Origin of the sequence: Phenylobacterium sp. (assembly GCF_036821595.1) — a bacterium.
Classification (GTDB): domain Bacteria; phylum Pseudomonadota; class Alphaproteobacteria; order Caulobacterales; family Caulobacteraceae; genus Phenylobacterium.
In genome coordinates this window covers 1-13,674 of sequence record NZ_DAISJG010000007.1, presented here as the reverse complement: position 1 = coordinate 13,674, position 13,674 = coordinate 1, and the positions used below count along the sequence as shown (strand labels likewise).

14 protein-coding genes are annotated in these 13,674 nt (G+C 70.7%); 8 read left to right on the top strand and 6 right to left on the bottom strand.

The genetic code is table 11. From position 1 onward, the window contains the following. Positions 1 to 375 precede the first annotated feature (375 nt). Together V7Z97_RS05635 and V7Z97_RS05630 are read left to right on the top strand one after the other, a co-directional pair. A complete protein-coding gene (locus V7Z97_RS05635) occupies positions 376 to 1,167 on the top strand; it encodes a hypothetical protein (RefSeq protein WP_334161987.1) in 792 nt (263 codons plus the stop codon). Then, a complete protein-coding gene (locus V7Z97_RS05630) occupies positions 1,167 to 1,964 on the top strand; it encodes a hypothetical protein (RefSeq protein WP_334161985.1) in 798 nt (265 codons plus the stop codon). Before V7Z97_RS05635 ends, V7Z97_RS05630 begins: the two co-directional genes overlap by 1 nt. Positions 1,965 to 2,168: 204 nt before the next feature. Here V7Z97_RS05630 and uvrB read toward each other — a convergent pair whose 3' ends face one another. Then, positions 2,169 to 4,403, bottom strand: coding sequence for an excinuclease ABC subunit UvrB (gene uvrB / locus V7Z97_RS05625; protein WP_442958013.1), 2,235 nt, complete (start codon positions 4,401 to 4,403; stop codon positions 2,169 to 2,171). Positions 4,404 to 4,485: 82 nt separating this feature from the next. On the opposite strand from uvrB, the gene V7Z97_RS05620 reads away from it, so the two are divergent. Then, complete coding sequence (locus V7Z97_RS05620; RefSeq protein ID WP_334161983.1) at positions 4,486 to 4,875, top strand: hypothetical protein; 390 nt, start codon at positions 4,486 to 4,488, stop codon at positions 4,873 to 4,875. Here V7Z97_RS05620 and V7Z97_RS05615 read toward each other — a convergent pair. Together V7Z97_RS05615 and V7Z97_RS05610 are read right to left on the bottom strand one after the other, a co-directional pair. Beyond that, positions 4,872 to 5,426: a cytochrome b gene (locus tag V7Z97_RS05615; RefSeq protein ID WP_334161982.1), complete on the bottom strand. Its 555-nt coding sequence runs from the start codon at positions 5,424 to 5,426 to the stop codon at positions 4,872 to 4,874. The two genes, V7Z97_RS05620 and V7Z97_RS05615, sit on opposite strands and share 4 nt — an antisense overlap. 71 nt (positions 5,427 to 5,497) lie before the next feature. Then, a complete protein-coding gene (locus V7Z97_RS05610; protein ID WP_334161981.1) occupies positions 5,498 to 6,400 on the bottom strand; it encodes an alpha/beta fold hydrolase in 903 nt (300 codons plus the stop codon). A gap of 111 nt (positions 6,401 to 6,511) precedes the next feature. Here V7Z97_RS05610 and V7Z97_RS05605 point away from each other — a divergent pair, with 111 nt between their 5' ends. Genes V7Z97_RS05605 through V7Z97_RS05595 form a run of 3 tightly spaced genes read left to right on the top strand, consistent with a single transcriptional unit; the run spans position 6,512 to position 7,820 of the window. Beyond that, on the top strand, positions 6,512 to 6,853 hold the full coding sequence (locus tag V7Z97_RS05605; protein ID WP_334161980.1) for a PadR family transcriptional regulator: 342 nt from the start codon (positions 6,512 to 6,514) through the stop codon (positions 6,851 to 6,853). Next, positions 6,853 to 7,113, top strand: coding sequence for a hypothetical protein (locus tag V7Z97_RS05600; protein ID WP_334161979.1), 261 nt, complete (start codon positions 6,853 to 6,855; stop codon positions 7,111 to 7,113). Before V7Z97_RS05605 ends, V7Z97_RS05600 begins: the two co-directional genes overlap by 1 nt. Positions 7,114 to 7,148: 35 nt before the next feature. Beyond that, positions 7,149 to 7,820: a hypothetical protein gene (locus V7Z97_RS05595; protein WP_334161978.1), complete on the top strand. Its 672-nt coding sequence runs from the start codon at positions 7,149 to 7,151 to the stop codon at positions 7,818 to 7,820. Positions 7,821 to 7,866: 46 nt separating this feature from the next. Here V7Z97_RS05595 and V7Z97_RS05590 read toward each other — a convergent pair whose 3' ends face one another. After that, positions 7,867 to 8,055: a hypothetical protein gene (locus V7Z97_RS05590; RefSeq protein WP_334161977.1), complete on the bottom strand. Its 189-nt coding sequence runs from the start codon at positions 8,053 to 8,055 to the stop codon at positions 7,867 to 7,869. Positions 8,056 to 8,427: 372 nt separating this feature from the next. Between V7Z97_RS05590 and V7Z97_RS05585 the strand changes: the two genes are divergently transcribed. After that, positions 8,428 to 9,492 (top strand): cell wall hydrolase, encoded by a 1,065-nt coding sequence (locus V7Z97_RS05585; protein WP_334161976.1) that lies wholly within the window; start codon positions 8,428 to 8,430, stop codon positions 9,490 to 9,492. Between the two features lie 6 nt (positions 9,493 to 9,498). Here V7Z97_RS05585 and V7Z97_RS05580 read toward each other — a convergent pair whose 3' ends face one another. Further along, the gene (locus tag V7Z97_RS05580; RefSeq protein ID WP_334161975.1) at positions 9,499 to 11,820 is read right to left on the bottom strand and encodes a PAS domain S-box protein; all 2,322 of its coding nucleotides are present in this window, start codon (positions 11,818 to 11,820) and stop codon (positions 9,499 to 9,501) included. Between the two features lie 215 nt (positions 11,821 to 12,035). Between V7Z97_RS05580 and V7Z97_RS05575 the strand changes: the two genes are divergently transcribed. After that, positions 12,036 to 12,665: a DUF1003 domain-containing protein gene (locus V7Z97_RS05575; protein WP_334161974.1), complete on the top strand. Its 630-nt coding sequence runs from the start codon at positions 12,036 to 12,038 to the stop codon at positions 12,663 to 12,665. On the opposite strand, the gene V7Z97_RS05570 is transcribed toward V7Z97_RS05575, so the two are convergent. Further along, entirely contained in the window at positions 12,580 to 13,521 is a 942-nt protein-coding gene (locus V7Z97_RS05570; protein ID WP_334161973.1) for a GlxA family transcriptional regulator, read from the bottom strand. The genes V7Z97_RS05575 and V7Z97_RS05570 overlap by 86 nt on opposite strands. Positions 13,522 to 13,674: the final 153 nt, after the last annotated feature.

Below are 13,674 nucleotides of genomic sequence, written 5' to 3'. Positions count from 1 at the left end.
CGCTGTACAGTTAAGCGGTGACCCCGGACACACCGAGATTTTCAGGGGCGGGGATTAGCCGGGCTGGGGACTGACTCGGCCGAAGGTCTTCGCCTGGTGGGTTCTGAGGGGAGCCAGTATCGCCGGCGTCCCGCGGCGCCTCACTCCCCCTCCGCCGCCCGCAGGTCCACCCGGTCGCCGCCGTCGGCGCGGGTCGCTGGGGCGGGCTGGCCCCGTCCGCCCGCAGTCAAACCGGGCGGAGGAGGGGGGAGACCGCCCCTTCGTGTCCTTCGCGCCCTTCGGGGTTCCATTCCTGCGCGCCCGCCCATCCGCCGCCTTGACCCCGCTTCGCGCGCTTGCTCCCTTCGCCGCCGAGCAGCGGGGAATCCAGGGGCGATGTGGGAACAGGGTGACGGCGCGGCGCGGGGGCCGGCGGCGCTGAAGGGGACGCATGTGGCGGCGGCCGCCTGGCGGGCCATGCGGGCCAGGCCCCGGCCGCTGGTGGTCATCGGCGCCGCCTATGCGGCCTTCGCGGTGGCCTCCCAGTGGGCGGCCCGGGCGCTGGCGGTCACCGAGGGCCTGCCGGCGGTGACGCCCCGGTTCGTGGCCTATTCCCTGGTCGGCGGGGCGCTGGGCGCGCTGTTCGCCGCGCTCACCCTGCGCACCCTGCTGCAGCCCGGCCGGCCCGCCTGGCGGCCGGACGCGGGCCTGTTCGCCTATGTGGTCCTGCTGACCGTGGCCGGCGCCGGCCTCAACCTGCTGGTGCTGGGCTACGGCAACCCGCCCCCCGCCGACGCCGCCGACCCGGCCGCCGCCGCGGCCTTCCTCGGCCGGGCGATCCTGGTCATGGGGCTCTACCTCGTCGCCGCCTGGGCCTGCCTGCGCCTGATGCCCTGGCCGATCAGCCTGCTCCTGGGGGAGGGGACGGTGCCGCCCGGCCGCGCCTTCCGGCTGATGCGCGGCGCGGTCTGGCCCTACATCTTCGGCGCGGCGATCCTGGGCGTGGGCCCGGTGGTCGTCTGGAGCGTGGTGGCCTCGCAGTACACCAGCCAGGGCGGCGAGTGGCGCCTGGTGATCGGCGCGCCCTTCCTGGTGTTCTTCGCCATGGCCTGCGCCGCTGTCGGCGCCGAGGTCTACCGCCGCCGCGTGGGCGGCGCCCCCGGCGGCGTCGCCGACACCTTCGACTGATGCACCCGGCGCTCGCCGAGGCCGTCGCCGACCTCGTCCCGCCGAGGGTCACGTTCGGCGAGCTGGTGGCGCGGGCCGGGCGGGTGCTCGCCGCCTCGCCCGCCGCGGTCTGGGCGCTGTGGGCGGCGCTGGCCGGCCTCTACGCCGCGCAGGAGTTCGCCGAGCGCCGGCTTGGTCTCGGCGGCGAGGGCGCCTCGCCCACCCCGGCCTTGTGGGCGACCACCGTGGCGGGGGATGTCGTGGCCGTGGCGCTCTCCGGCCTCGCCGTGCGCCGCTGGCTGGCGCCGGAGCGCGGCTGGCGCCTCGACCTCGGCTTCTGGACCTATGTGGCGCTCGCCGGCCTGGCCTCGCTCAGCTTCTCGGCGCCGGACCTGCTGGGGGTCACCCATCTGCTGGCCGCGACGGACCGGGGCGGGCCGGGCGAGCCCTGGAGCAGCTTCGCCGAGCTCGCCTTCATGCTGGCGCTGGCCTACCCGCTTGCGCGCCTGATGCTCTGGCCCACGGCCCGGCTGGTGGGCGACCCCGGACCCGGACCTCGCGGTTCCTGGCGCGCCATGCCGGGCGCGGTCTGGCCCTACATCGGCGCCGTCGTCCTGCCGGCCCTGGCGCTGATGATCCTGGTCTCCGCGCCGGCCCGCCTGCTGGCCGGCCTCCTGCTCCCGCGGGCGGCCTGGGTCCCGCAGCTCATCGAGGCCGTGACCCTGGCGCTGGTGGAGGCCTTTGCGGCGGCCGCCGCCGCCGTCGTCTACCGCCAGCGGGCCCGCGCCGAGGCCGGCGTGGCCGAGGTGTTCGATTAGGCCGCTGATTTCTTGGCGATCCGGCGGCGCCGGGCTTAGCCTCTCAGCTGCGACACGCGACGGTCTTTCGACAGGTGAATCCCCGGCCTTTGGACGCCCCGGCGCCTATGCGCGCGCACGCGTACGCGGGAGACGTGCCACGGATCGTCGCTCGCGGAGGCTCAGAAAGCCCTCCTCCATCGAGGAGGAAGGGGCCAGGCGGCCCTACCGCCGCTTCTTGCGGAAGCGTTCCTGGGCCTCGGCTCTCGCTTCGGCGCGGACCTGCTTGACCGCCGCCCGGTCGCCGGTTTCGCCCGGCGCGGCGAGCGCATCGGAGGCGAACTCCAGGTCGAGCAGCTTCAGCCGCTTGATCTCGTCGCGCAGCCGGGCCGCGGTCTCGAACTCCAGGTTCGCCGCCGCCTCGCGCATCTTGTTCTCCAGGTCGCGCAGGGTGGTCTTGAAGTTGTCGCCCATGAACGGCTTGCCGTCCTCGGCGACGCCCACCGGGACGGTGACCCGGTCCTTCTCGTACGGGCTGGCCAGGATGTCCTTGATCTGGCTCTTCACGCTGGCCGGCGTGATGCCGTGCTCGAGGTTGTACTGCTCCTGCTTCTCGCGCCGCCGCTTGGTCTCGGCCATGGCGCGTTCCATGGAGCCGGTCACCTGGTCGGCGTAGAGGATCACCCGGCCGTCGATGTTCCGCGCCGCCCGGCCGATGGTCTGGATCAGCGAGGTCTCGGAGCGCAGGAAGCCCTCCTTGTCGGCGTCGAGGATGGCCACGAGCCCCGTCTCGGGGATGTCGAGGCCCTCGCGCAGCAGGTTGATCCCCACCAGGATGTCGAAGGCCCCGAGCCTCAGGTCCCGGATGATCTCGATGCGCTCCAGGGTGTCCACGTCGGAGTGCATGTAGCGGACCCGCAGGCCCTGCTCGTGCATGTACTCCGTGAGGTCCTCGGCCATCTTCTTGGTCAGCACCGTGATCAGGCATCGGTAGCCTTGGGCGATCGTCTGGCGCGCCTGGTCGATGACGTCGTCCACCTGGCTGAAGCCGTCCTTGGAGACCGGCTTCACCTCCACCGGCGGGTCGATCAGGCCGGTGGGGCGGATGACCTGCTCCACGAAGACGCCGCCGGTCCGCTCCATCTCCCAGGACCCCGGCGTCGCCGACACGTGCACCGTGTCCGGCCGCATGGCGTCCCACTCCTCGAACTTCAGCGGGCGGTTGTCCATGGCGCTGGGCAGGCGGAAGCCGTACTCGGCGAGCGTGAACTTCCGCCGGTAGTCGCCCCGGTACATGCCGCCGATCTGCGGCACCGTCTGGTGGCTCTCGTCGACGAACAGCAGGGCGTTTTCCGGGATGTACTCGAAGAAGGTCGGCGGCGGCTCGCCGGCCCGGCGGCCGGTCAGGTAGCGCGAGTAGTTCTCGATCCCCGCGCAGGAGCCGGTGGCCTCGATCATCTCGATGTCGAAGGTGGTCCGCTGCTCCAGCCGCTGGGCCTCCAGCAGCTTGCCGTTGGCCACCAGCCAGTCGAGGCGCTCCTTGAGCTCCTTCTTGATCTCGTTGATCGCCTGCCGGAGCGTCGGCCTCGGCGTCACATAGTGGCTGTTGGCGTAGATCTTGATGCCCTTGAGCTCGGCGGTCTTCTTGCCGGTCAGCGGGTCGAATTCGCTGATCGTCTCCACCTCGTCGCCGAACAGGGAGATGCGCCAGGCCCGGTCCTCGTAGTGGGCCGGGAAGATCTCGATGGTGTCGCCGCGCCGGCGGAAGGTGCCGCGCTCGAAGGCCTGGTCGTTGCGCTTGTACTGCAGCGCCACTAGGTCCCCCATGAGCTTCTTCTCGTCCACCCGCTGGCCGGGCTCGAGGGTGAAGGTCATGGCCGTGTAGGTCTCGACCGAGCCGATGCCGTAGATGCACGACACCGAGGCCACGACGATGACGTCGTCGCGCTCCAGGATCGCCCGGGTCGCGGAGTGCCGCATCCGGTCGATCTGCTCGTTGATCGAGGAGTCCTTCTCGATATAGGTGTCCGTCCGCGGCACGTAGGCCTCGGGCTGGTAGTAGTCGTAGTAGGAGACGAAGAACTCCACCGCGTTCTCGGGGAAGAAGCTCTTGAACTCCGAGTAGAGCTGGGCCGCGAGCGTCTTGTTCGGGGCCAGGATCAGCGCCGGCCGCTGGGTCGCCTCGATGACCTTGGCCATGGTGAAGGTCTTGCCGGAGCCCGTGACCCCCAGCAGCACCTGGTCGTGCTCGGAGCCCTCCAGCCCCGCCACCAGCTCGCGGATCGCCGTCGGCTGGTCGCCCGCCGGCTCGTAGTCGGAGACGAGCTTGAACGTCCGCCCGCCCTCGGACTTGGCCGGACGCGCGGGCCTGTGGGGCTTCCACAGGAGCGGCATGGTGTTCTCGTCGTAGTCGAACGTCGCGGACATGTCGGCGACGCCGCCGGCGGAGGCTCTGGGCATCGGCGCAAGATAGGATTCCGGCCGGTGTTATTCCAGCCGTCCTGCTGCCAACATGCTGGCAGCATCAGAGACGAGGGACCCGATGTCCGAGCATCCGCATTCCGCCGCCATCGCCGCCGCCCAGCAGGTCCTCGACGACTTCATGGCCGCCTTCAACGCCCGCGACGTCGAAGCCTGGGACGCGACCTTCAACTTCCCCTCGGTGCGGCTGGCCTCGGGGAAGCTGGTGATCCTGCAGAAGGGCGACCACAGGCCCGGCATGTTCGACCAGGGCGCGCTGGCCGAATGGGACCACTCCGCCTGGGAGCGGCGCAACTTGATCCACGCCGGGCCCGACAAGGTGCACATCGACACCCGCTTCACCCGCTACCGCAAGGACGGCTCGGTGATCGGCGGCTTCGACAGCGTCTATGTGGTCACCCTGGAGGACGGCCACTGGGGCGTGAAGATCCGCTCCAGCTACGCCCCCTAGGCCTCGCGCTTCACCCAGAGCATCCGCCGAAGGGTGGCGTCGCGGTCGACGATCAGGTGCTTCAGCGCGCCCAGCACGTGCAGGCCGAGCAGCGGCCAGAACAGGTTGGCGGTCAGCTTGTGCACCGTCTCGGCCCCCTCGTGCAGCCACTCCACCTTGGCCGGGAAGGGGCTGGCGAGGGCGAACCAGTCGAACACCTCCAGCGGCCGGGCGTTCGACCAGATCACCAGCGGCCCGCTGAGGATCTGGATGGCGATCATCGCCAGGAACAGGAACTGCACCGCCTCGGCGATGAACCGGAACGGCCGCCGCGTCTCCAAGGCGTCGGGCCGCACCTGCGAGGCGCTCCACAGCAGCCGCGCCGCCAGGAAGGTGAACAGCAGGAGCCCGATGGAGACGTGCTGGGCCCGCGCCGCGAGCTCGGCGGTTCGGTTCGCCGCCTCCTCCATCTGCTCCCCGGTCAGGTAGAGCACGATCACCCCCACCGCCGAGATCCAGTGCAGGACGATGGCGCCCCAGCCGTAGCCGGTGCGGGTGTTGACGAGCGACATGGCGGCGTCTCCTGAGGATGACCTCGCCAACCTAGACCTTGGGCCGTCGTGCGGCCTTGATCTGGGTCAGGTCACCGCCGGGCGTTCAGCCAGTCCACGACGGTGCGGTTCACCAGCTCGCGGGCGTCGTGCTGCACGAAGTGGGCGGCGTCCGGGATCATCACGAGGGTGGTGTCGGCCTGGACATGGTCCCAGGTCCCCGCGTGGCCCGCAGCGTTCAGCGCCGTGTCCTTCATCCCGTGGATGACCAGCGTCGGCGCCTTCACCGGCTGGCTGGTGGCCATGGTCGCCGGCGCGGCGGTCTCCCCGCCGGTCCCGCGCGGGTAGTTGGCGCGGTAGTAGTTCAGCATGGCCCCGAAGTCCGACCGCTTCAGCGCCTCGATGTAGCCGGCCTTCTCCGCGGGGTCCTTGACCCAGCCGGCCAGTCCTTCCGCCGTCAGGTTCTTCTCGAATCCCGGCTGCTGGAAGTTGCGGGCGTACTGGCTGTTGGCCTGCTGGTCCTTGTTCGTCGCCATCTCGCGGGCGAAGCCGGCCGGGTGCGGCACGCTCATGATCACCAGCCGGCTGACGAGGTCCGGCCGGTTCATGGCCACCTGCCAGGCGATCGCCGCGCCCCAGTCGTGGCCGACCACGACGGCGTCCTTGCCGCCCTCCGCGGCGATCACCGCCGCCACGTCGCCGATCAGGTTCGGCATGGCGTAGGCCGCCACGCCCTCCGGCTTGTCGGAGAGGTTGTAGCCCCGCAGGTCCAGGGCCGCCGTCCGGAAGCCCGCCCGGTTCAGCGCCGCCGTCAGCGGCTTCCACGTCGCGGAATAGTCCGGAAAGCCGTGCAGCAGAACCACCAGCGGCCCCTTCCCGTCGGCGACGTAGTGGATCTTCACCGCGCCGTTCTCGGCGTAGCGGTCCTGCGGCGCGGCCTGCGCGGCGCCTGCCAGCGCCAGTGCGGCGAGCGCGACGATGACGGTGCGGATCATGGTTCCCTCCCTCTTTGGCTTACAGCGTAGACCACACACCGCCGCAGGGTACCCCATGCGCCGCACAGTATGCGCTAGACAGTGTGTGTCACACAGTATATGACGCACAGCATGCCGGTTGAGAGCGACATCTTCGAAATCCTCCGCCTGGAGCTGCGCCGCGGCTCGCTGATCCTCGCCGTGCTCGGCCAGCTCCGCGGCGAGCACTACGGCTACACCCTGCGCAAGGCTCTGGCCGAGGCGGGCGTGGAGATCGAGGAGGGGGCCCTCTACCCCATGCTCCGCCGTCTCGAGGCCCAGGGCCTCCTGGTGAGCGAGTGGCGGGAGGAGGAGAAGCGCAACAAGCGCTTCTACCGCCTGTCGGAGGCGGGAGCCGTCGTGCTCGCCCGCCTGGTCGAGGAATGGCGGGGGCTGAACGCCGCCGTGGACGACATCCTGAAGGGAGACGCGTGATGGACCTCGTTGAGCGTTACCTCGCCGCCATCGGCCGGGAACTGCCGGAAGGCCACCGGGCCGACATCACAGCCGAGCTGCGGGACGAGCTGCTTTCGAAGATCGAGGAGCGGGAGGCGGCGGCCGGCCGTGCGCTCGACCGGCGCGAGCTGGAGCGCCTGCTCGTCGAGTTCGGCCATCCTCTCGTCGTTGCGCACCGGTATCGCCGGATCCAGCACCTGGTCGGCCCCGCGGTCTTCCCTTCTGGTGGGCCGGCCTGAAGGCGACGCTCGTTATCGGGGCCGGCGTCTACCTCGTGCTCGCCGTGATCGGCCTCCTGACCACCGGCGAGCTCACCCGGATCGTCGCCCGGGCGATCCCGGATCTCTGGGAAGCCTTCCTGATCGCCTTCGCGGTGGTCACCCTCATCGCGGTCGGCCTCGAGCGGGGCGGGGGCGTTCGGCGGCTCGCCCGCTGGCGGCCCTCGCATCTGCCCCCGCCCAGGCTGCGGACCCGCTCCCGGTTCGACCACGTGGTCGAGATCGGCTTCGGGGTGATCTTCATCCTGTGGTGGGTGGGCGCGATCCGCTTCCGCGACCTGGCCCCCCAGGCCCTGGAGGGGGCCGTCGCCATGGCCCCGACCTGGGACCTCTGGCGGGGTCCGGTCCTGGCCTATCTGCTCTTCGAGTTGTTCGCGAACCTGGTGAGCTTCGTACGTCCGGCCTGGGTGCGGACCAACGCTACCCTGCGCCTGATGCGCAACCTGGCCGGCGCGGGCCTGCTCGCGGGGATCGCCCAGACGGGACCGTGGATCGAGGTGGCGGACGCCGCGCGGCACTCGCTGAGCGAGGCGACGATCAACAGGTGGACGCAGATCGGCTTCACCGCGACAGCCGTGGCGATGCTGGCGCTCGCCGTCCATTCGGCCTGGCGGCTGGTCCAGTCGCTCGGACGCGCGGACGCGAACGGCGCTCTCGACCCTGCCTGATGGCGCAGCTGCGCGGGACCCTCGGCCCCGCGCAGCCCGGCCGGATCTAGTTCTTGCCGTCGGTCGCCTTGCCCACGACCGCGCCGGTGGCGCCGCCCACCGCTGCGCCCACCGGGCCGCCCACGACGGCGCCTGCCACGGCGCCGGTGGCCGCCTTCTGTTCGGTGGTGTGGCCGCAGGCCGCGAGGGTGGTCAGAAGCCCCGCGGCGGCGAGAAGGGTCAGCGTCTTGCGCATGTGAATCTCCAGGTTCCAGATGTCGGCAACCAAACGAAGGTTGAGTGGCCGAGGTTCCTGGAAACGCCGGGGCTGGCCCGTGTCTTGCCGCTGTTCTGTCCGAGTGGATCAGAACGGGATTTAACCAAGCTTAGCCCTAAATCTCATGCTGCACTGCAATATCCGCTTGCCAAACGGGCGGGTTGCATTCATAAACGCTTCACCTTTTGCCGTCGCCTGTCCTCAACGTGACCCGGACAGGCCTGCCGGCGGGCGCTTCCAGCAAGAGCAGGGGCGACCGCGGCGACAAATTGTCGGGGGGCGCCGTCGCCCTCGTCGTGCAGGACACGAAATCCCTTGAGTATTGGAACGCAGGCAAGCGCCGAATGGCGCGTGCTGTTGAGCGCCGCTTTGATCGGTTCGGGCGTGGGCCTGGCCCTGGGCGCCGGCTACATGGCTGGCGGCATGGCCCAGGCGGCATCCGACCACGCGCGCGCCGAACGCATCGCCGAAGCCGCCTCCGGCCGCTTCTCGGAGACCGTGCTGCAGCGCAACGCCGCGGGCATGGACCCGGGCGTGATGCGGGTCGCCCGTAACCATGATCCCCTGGCCGCCGTCGGCGAGCGCGACCGCCAGGCCGCGCTCCTGGCCCAGGGCCTCGAGCGCAAGCAGAACGACAGCCTCGCCCTGCGCGCCAGCCTCACCTCCCTGGGTGCGGAGCCGACCTCCGGCATAGACGCCTCGCGTGAGCTCGAGTGCCTTACCCAGGCCGTCTATTTCGAGGCCCGGGGCGAGTCCCCCCGCGGCCAGGCGGCGGTGGCCCAGGTGGTGCTGAACCGCGTCAAGCATCCGGCCTTCCCTAAGACGGTCTGCGGCGTGGTGTTCCAGGGCTCGCACCGCCGCACCGGCTGCCAGTTCAGCTTCGCCTGTGACGGCTCCATGCGCGGCCGCCGTGAGGCGAGCGCCTGGGACCGCGCCCGCAAGGTCGCCGCGCGAGCCCTCTCGGGCCGGCTGCTCGGCGACGTGGGCTCGGCGACCCACTTCCACACCACGGCCGTTTCGCCCGCCTGGGGACCCCAGATGCGCCAGGTGGCGCAGGTGGGAATGCACGTGTTCTACCGCTTCAACCCGCGCGGCGCGAAGCCTGTACGGTCCGCGCCGGAGCTGCCGGGCCTGCCCGAGCCGGTGATGCTGGCCGCCAACACCGGCCCCGCCTCCGTGGAGCTGCGTCTGGCCACCGCGGTCGCCGAGAAGGCTGCGGACGCCGCTGTCAACGCGGTGACTCAGGCTCCGGACGTCGAAGCCGCGCCCGCCGAGAGCAAGCCCGCCGTCGCCAGGCCGACCGCGGCCAAGCCGCCGGGCGCGAGGGCGGCCGACCAGGCGCCCGTCGGCCTCAGCAAGGCGGACACCACGGCCGCCGTCGCGCCCGCCGCCGGCTCGGAGGCGTCCGCCTCCTGATAGGCCCTAGTGGGTCTGGGGCGCGGGCATGGTCCTGCGGGCCAGGACCGCGCCCACGGCTCGGCTGAGTTCGGGCAACCGGTAGGGCTTGGTGAGGATCGGAAACTCGTCGCCCATGGCCTCTGCCGCCTGGCTGTAGCCGGTGGCCAGCAGGATCGGCAGGTCCGGGCGTTCGGCCCGCAGGCGACGCGCAAGGGCCAGGCCGTCCATCTCGCCGGCCATGACGATGTCGCTGAACACCAGGTCGGGCTCGTCGCCATTGGCCAGGGCCTTGAGCGCGGCGTCGGCGCTGTTCACCACATGGGTCCGGTTGCCGAGCTGCTCCAGCAGCCCCGCCACCACCTCGGCAACTTCGGGGTTGTCCTCGACCACCAGGATGTTGACGCCTTCGGGCGCCGCAGGAGCCGGCGCGCTCAGGTCAGCGGTCGGCTGCAGCTCCGTGCGCGGCAGGTAGAGGGTGATGGTGGTGCCCTCGCCCAGCCGGCTGTCCACGGTCACGCGCCCGCCGGATTGCTGCACGAACCCGTAGACTTGGCTGAGCCCCAGCCCCGTGCCCTTGTTCACCTCCTTGGTGGTGAAGAACGGCTCGAAGACGCGCGCCAGGATGTCCGGCGGGATGCCCACGCCGGTGTCGCGGATCGAGAGGGCGACGAACTCGCCCTGCACGTCGGTGTCCACCTCGCCGCCGGTGAGCGTGCGGTTGCGGCCGACGATCGACAGGGAGCCGCCCGAGGGCATGGCGTCGCGGGCGTTCACCGCCAGGTTCAGCAGCGCCAGCTCCAGCTCGCCGGGATCGACCTCGACCGCCCAAAGGTCCTTGGGCAGGGTCAGGTTCAGGCTGATGGTCGAACCCAGGCTGGTGCCGAGCAGTTCGCGCAGGTCTGCCGAGCGCTCGTGCAGGGAGATCGGCACGGGCTGCAGCCGCTGGCGGCGGGCGAAGGTGAGGAGGTGCCGGGTCAGGTCCTGGCCGCGCTTTGCGGCCATGTCGATGGCGTCCAGCGCGCGTAGGGCCCGGGTGTCGTCCGCCACGCGCTTGCGCAGCAGCTGCGCCTGTCCGCCCACCACCATCAAGAGGTTGTTGAAGTCGTGGGCCACGCCCCCGGTGAGCTGGCCCATCGCCTCCATCTTCTGAGCCTGGCCGAGGCGCTCGTGCGCCTTCTGCAGCTCGAGCTGGGCGTTGCGCCGTTCGGTGACGTCGCGGGTGATCTTGGCGAAGCCGACCAGTTCGCCGGCCTCGTCGCGGATCGCGTCGATCACGACGCTCGCCCAGAACAGGCTGCCGTCCTTGCGGACCCGCCAGCCCTCCGCCTCGTAGCGGCCCTGTTCCCGGGCGGTCTCCAGGGCGCGCGTGGGCGTCCCGGCCGCCCGGTCGGGATCGGCGTAGAACCTGGAGAAGTGCTGGCCGACGATCTCGCTGGCCGAATAGCCCTTGATGTGCTGGGCGCCGGCGTTCCAGTTGGTGACGATGCCGTTGGGGTCCAGCATGTAGAGGGCGTAGTCGACGACGCCGGCCACCAGCATGCGGAACTGCCGCTCGCTCTGCGCCAGCGCGTCCTCGGCGGCCTTCTTGTCCGAGATGTCGCGGGTGATCTTCGCGAAGCCGATGTGATCGCCGTCGTCGTTCCGGATGGGATCGATGACCACCGAGGCCCAGAAGCGCGAGCCATCCTTTCGGATGCGCCAGCCCTCGGCTTCGAAGCGTCCCTCCCTGAGCGCCGTCGCCAGCGCCCGGACCGGGACCCCGGCCGCGCGCTCCTCGGGGGTGTAGAAGGTGGAGAAGTGGCGCCCCACGATCTCGCTCGCCCTGTAGCCCTTGATCCGCTCCGCGCCGGGGTTCCAGTTGCTGATCGTGCCGTTCACGTCGAGCATGTAGATGGCGTAATCGACCACGCCTTCGACGAGGTAGCGGAAGCGGCGCTCGCTCTCGAGCAGGGCCTCCTGCGCCGCCCGCCGCTCGGTCATGTCGCGGGTGATCTTGGCGAAGCCGATCAGGGCGCCGTCCTCGCCGCGGATCGCATGCACGGTGGCCAGCGCCCAGAAGTGCGAGCCGTCCTTGCGCACCCGCCAGCCTTCGCTCTCGTAGCGGCCGTTCTCCCGGGCCTCGGCCAGGATCTTCTCCGGCAGGCGTGCGCGCTGGTCCTCCGGCGTGAAGAAGCGGCGGAAGTTCTGCCCGTCGATCTCCTCGGCGGTATAGCCCTTGATGCGTTCGGCGGCCGGGTTCCAGCTCGTCACGCGGCCGGCCAGGTCGAGCATGTAGATGGCGTAGTCGCTGACCGACTCCACCAGGAGCTGGAAGCGCTTCTCGCCGGAATAGGACGTTTCGCTCACGTCGCCACTAAGCCGACGCCTTGCGGCGGTTCAACCCTGCCGACAAACCGGTGTGGAAGTTTTGCAGCATTGGCGCCCCCTGCGCGACAGCTTGACCTTGCACAACGGCTTCACCACGCGCCGGGTTCCCTGACAGCGCCGACGCGCCGCGGTTTTGCTCGGCCTCGACTCCCCCGATGATGTTCGGCGGCAGCTCGTGGAGAGCGGAGGCTCCGATGCCCAACCAGCACCGTCAGCAACTCGCCCAGGAGCTCCTCGGCTGTTCATACGAACAGCTCACGGACGTTCAGCGCAGCGTGATCGACCTGATCGCCACCGAGGCTCCCAGCGGCGTCGATCCGCGCCTGCTCATCGACGACCGGACGCCGGGCCAGCGGCTGGCCGACCGGGTGGCGGCGGTCGGCGGCTCCTGGGCCTTCATCGCCGGCTTCGGCATCGCGCTGGCCTTGTGGATGGGATGGAACCTGCTGACGGCGCAGGAGGGGATGGCCTTCGATCCCTATCCGTTCATCTTCCTCAACCTGATGCTCTCGACGCTCGCCGCGGTGCAGGCGCCGATCATCATGATGAGCCAGAACCGCGCCGCCGCCCGCGACCGAGAGGCGGCCGAGCACGACTACCTGGTCAACCTGCGCGCCGAACTCGAGATCATGCACCTGCACGACAAGGTCGACAGCATGCGCCACCGCGAGATGCTGCAGATGATCAAGCGGCAGAACGAGGCCCTGCGCATCCTTCGCGCCGAACTCAGCGAGCGGTTCAAGCCCGGGCCGCCCGCCGCAGAGCCTGCGGCGGCTGGCCGTAAGCGCGCAGGAAAGCCCGCCGCATCCGCTCGGGATCGCTGAAGCCGGCCGCCTCGGCCACGCGTTCGATCGGCTCCGCCGTCGCCTCCACGCGGCTCCGCGCGGCCTCCAGGCGCAGGCGCTCCACCGCCTTGGCGGGCGTCAGTCCCGTCTCGGCCCGGAACGCGCGGGCGAAGTTGCGCGGGCTCATGGCGGCCTGTTCGGCCAGCCGGTCCACCGGCAGCGGCTCGGCGAGCCGCTCGCGCGCCCAGTCCATGAGATCCGCGAACCGGCCGTGCACGCCACCGCCGTCCAGCAAGGCGGAGAAATGCGACTGCCCGCCCGGCCGGCGCTGGTGGACTACGAGCTGCTGGGCCGTGCGCCGCGCCACCTCGGAGCCCAGGTCGTCCTCAATCAGCGCCAGCGCCAGGTCGATGCCGGCGGTGATACCCGCCGAGGTCCAGACAGGCCCGTCGCGGACCCAGATCCGGTCGGCCTCGAGCCGCACCTTGGGGTAGCGGCGGGCGAAGTCGTCCGACCGGCCCCAGTGGGTGGTCGCCCGCCACCCGTCCAGCAGGCCGGCCTCGGCCAGCAGGTAGGCGCCCGAGCAGACGCTGGCCACCCGCCGCACCGACGGGGCGATGCGCTGCAGCCAGGCGACGATCTTCGCAAGCTCGGGCAGGGCGCGGGTCCCGTCGCCGCCAGAGACCAGCACCGTGTCCCAGGGGCCGTCGTCCAGGGCGTCGGCGGCCATCCTCACCCCGGAGGAGCTCTCGATGTCGCTCGGCTCCGCCGCCAGGACCCACAGCTCATAGTCCCCCGGCCGGAACCGCTCGGCGATCTCGAACGCCGCGATCGGTCCCGCCGCGTCCAGCAGCTGGAAGCCCGGGAAGATGACCACGGCAAGCCGGCGGGTCATGGCAGGATCAGAGGGAACAATGTCATTTCGGACGAAGCCTAGGCTTGACAGGATGAGCCGTCAAACCTCAGGAGCCGTCATGGCCGAATTCGTCGTCCTCTTCCCGCTCTATCCCGGCGTCACCCAGCTGGACTTCACCGGCCCGCACCAGGT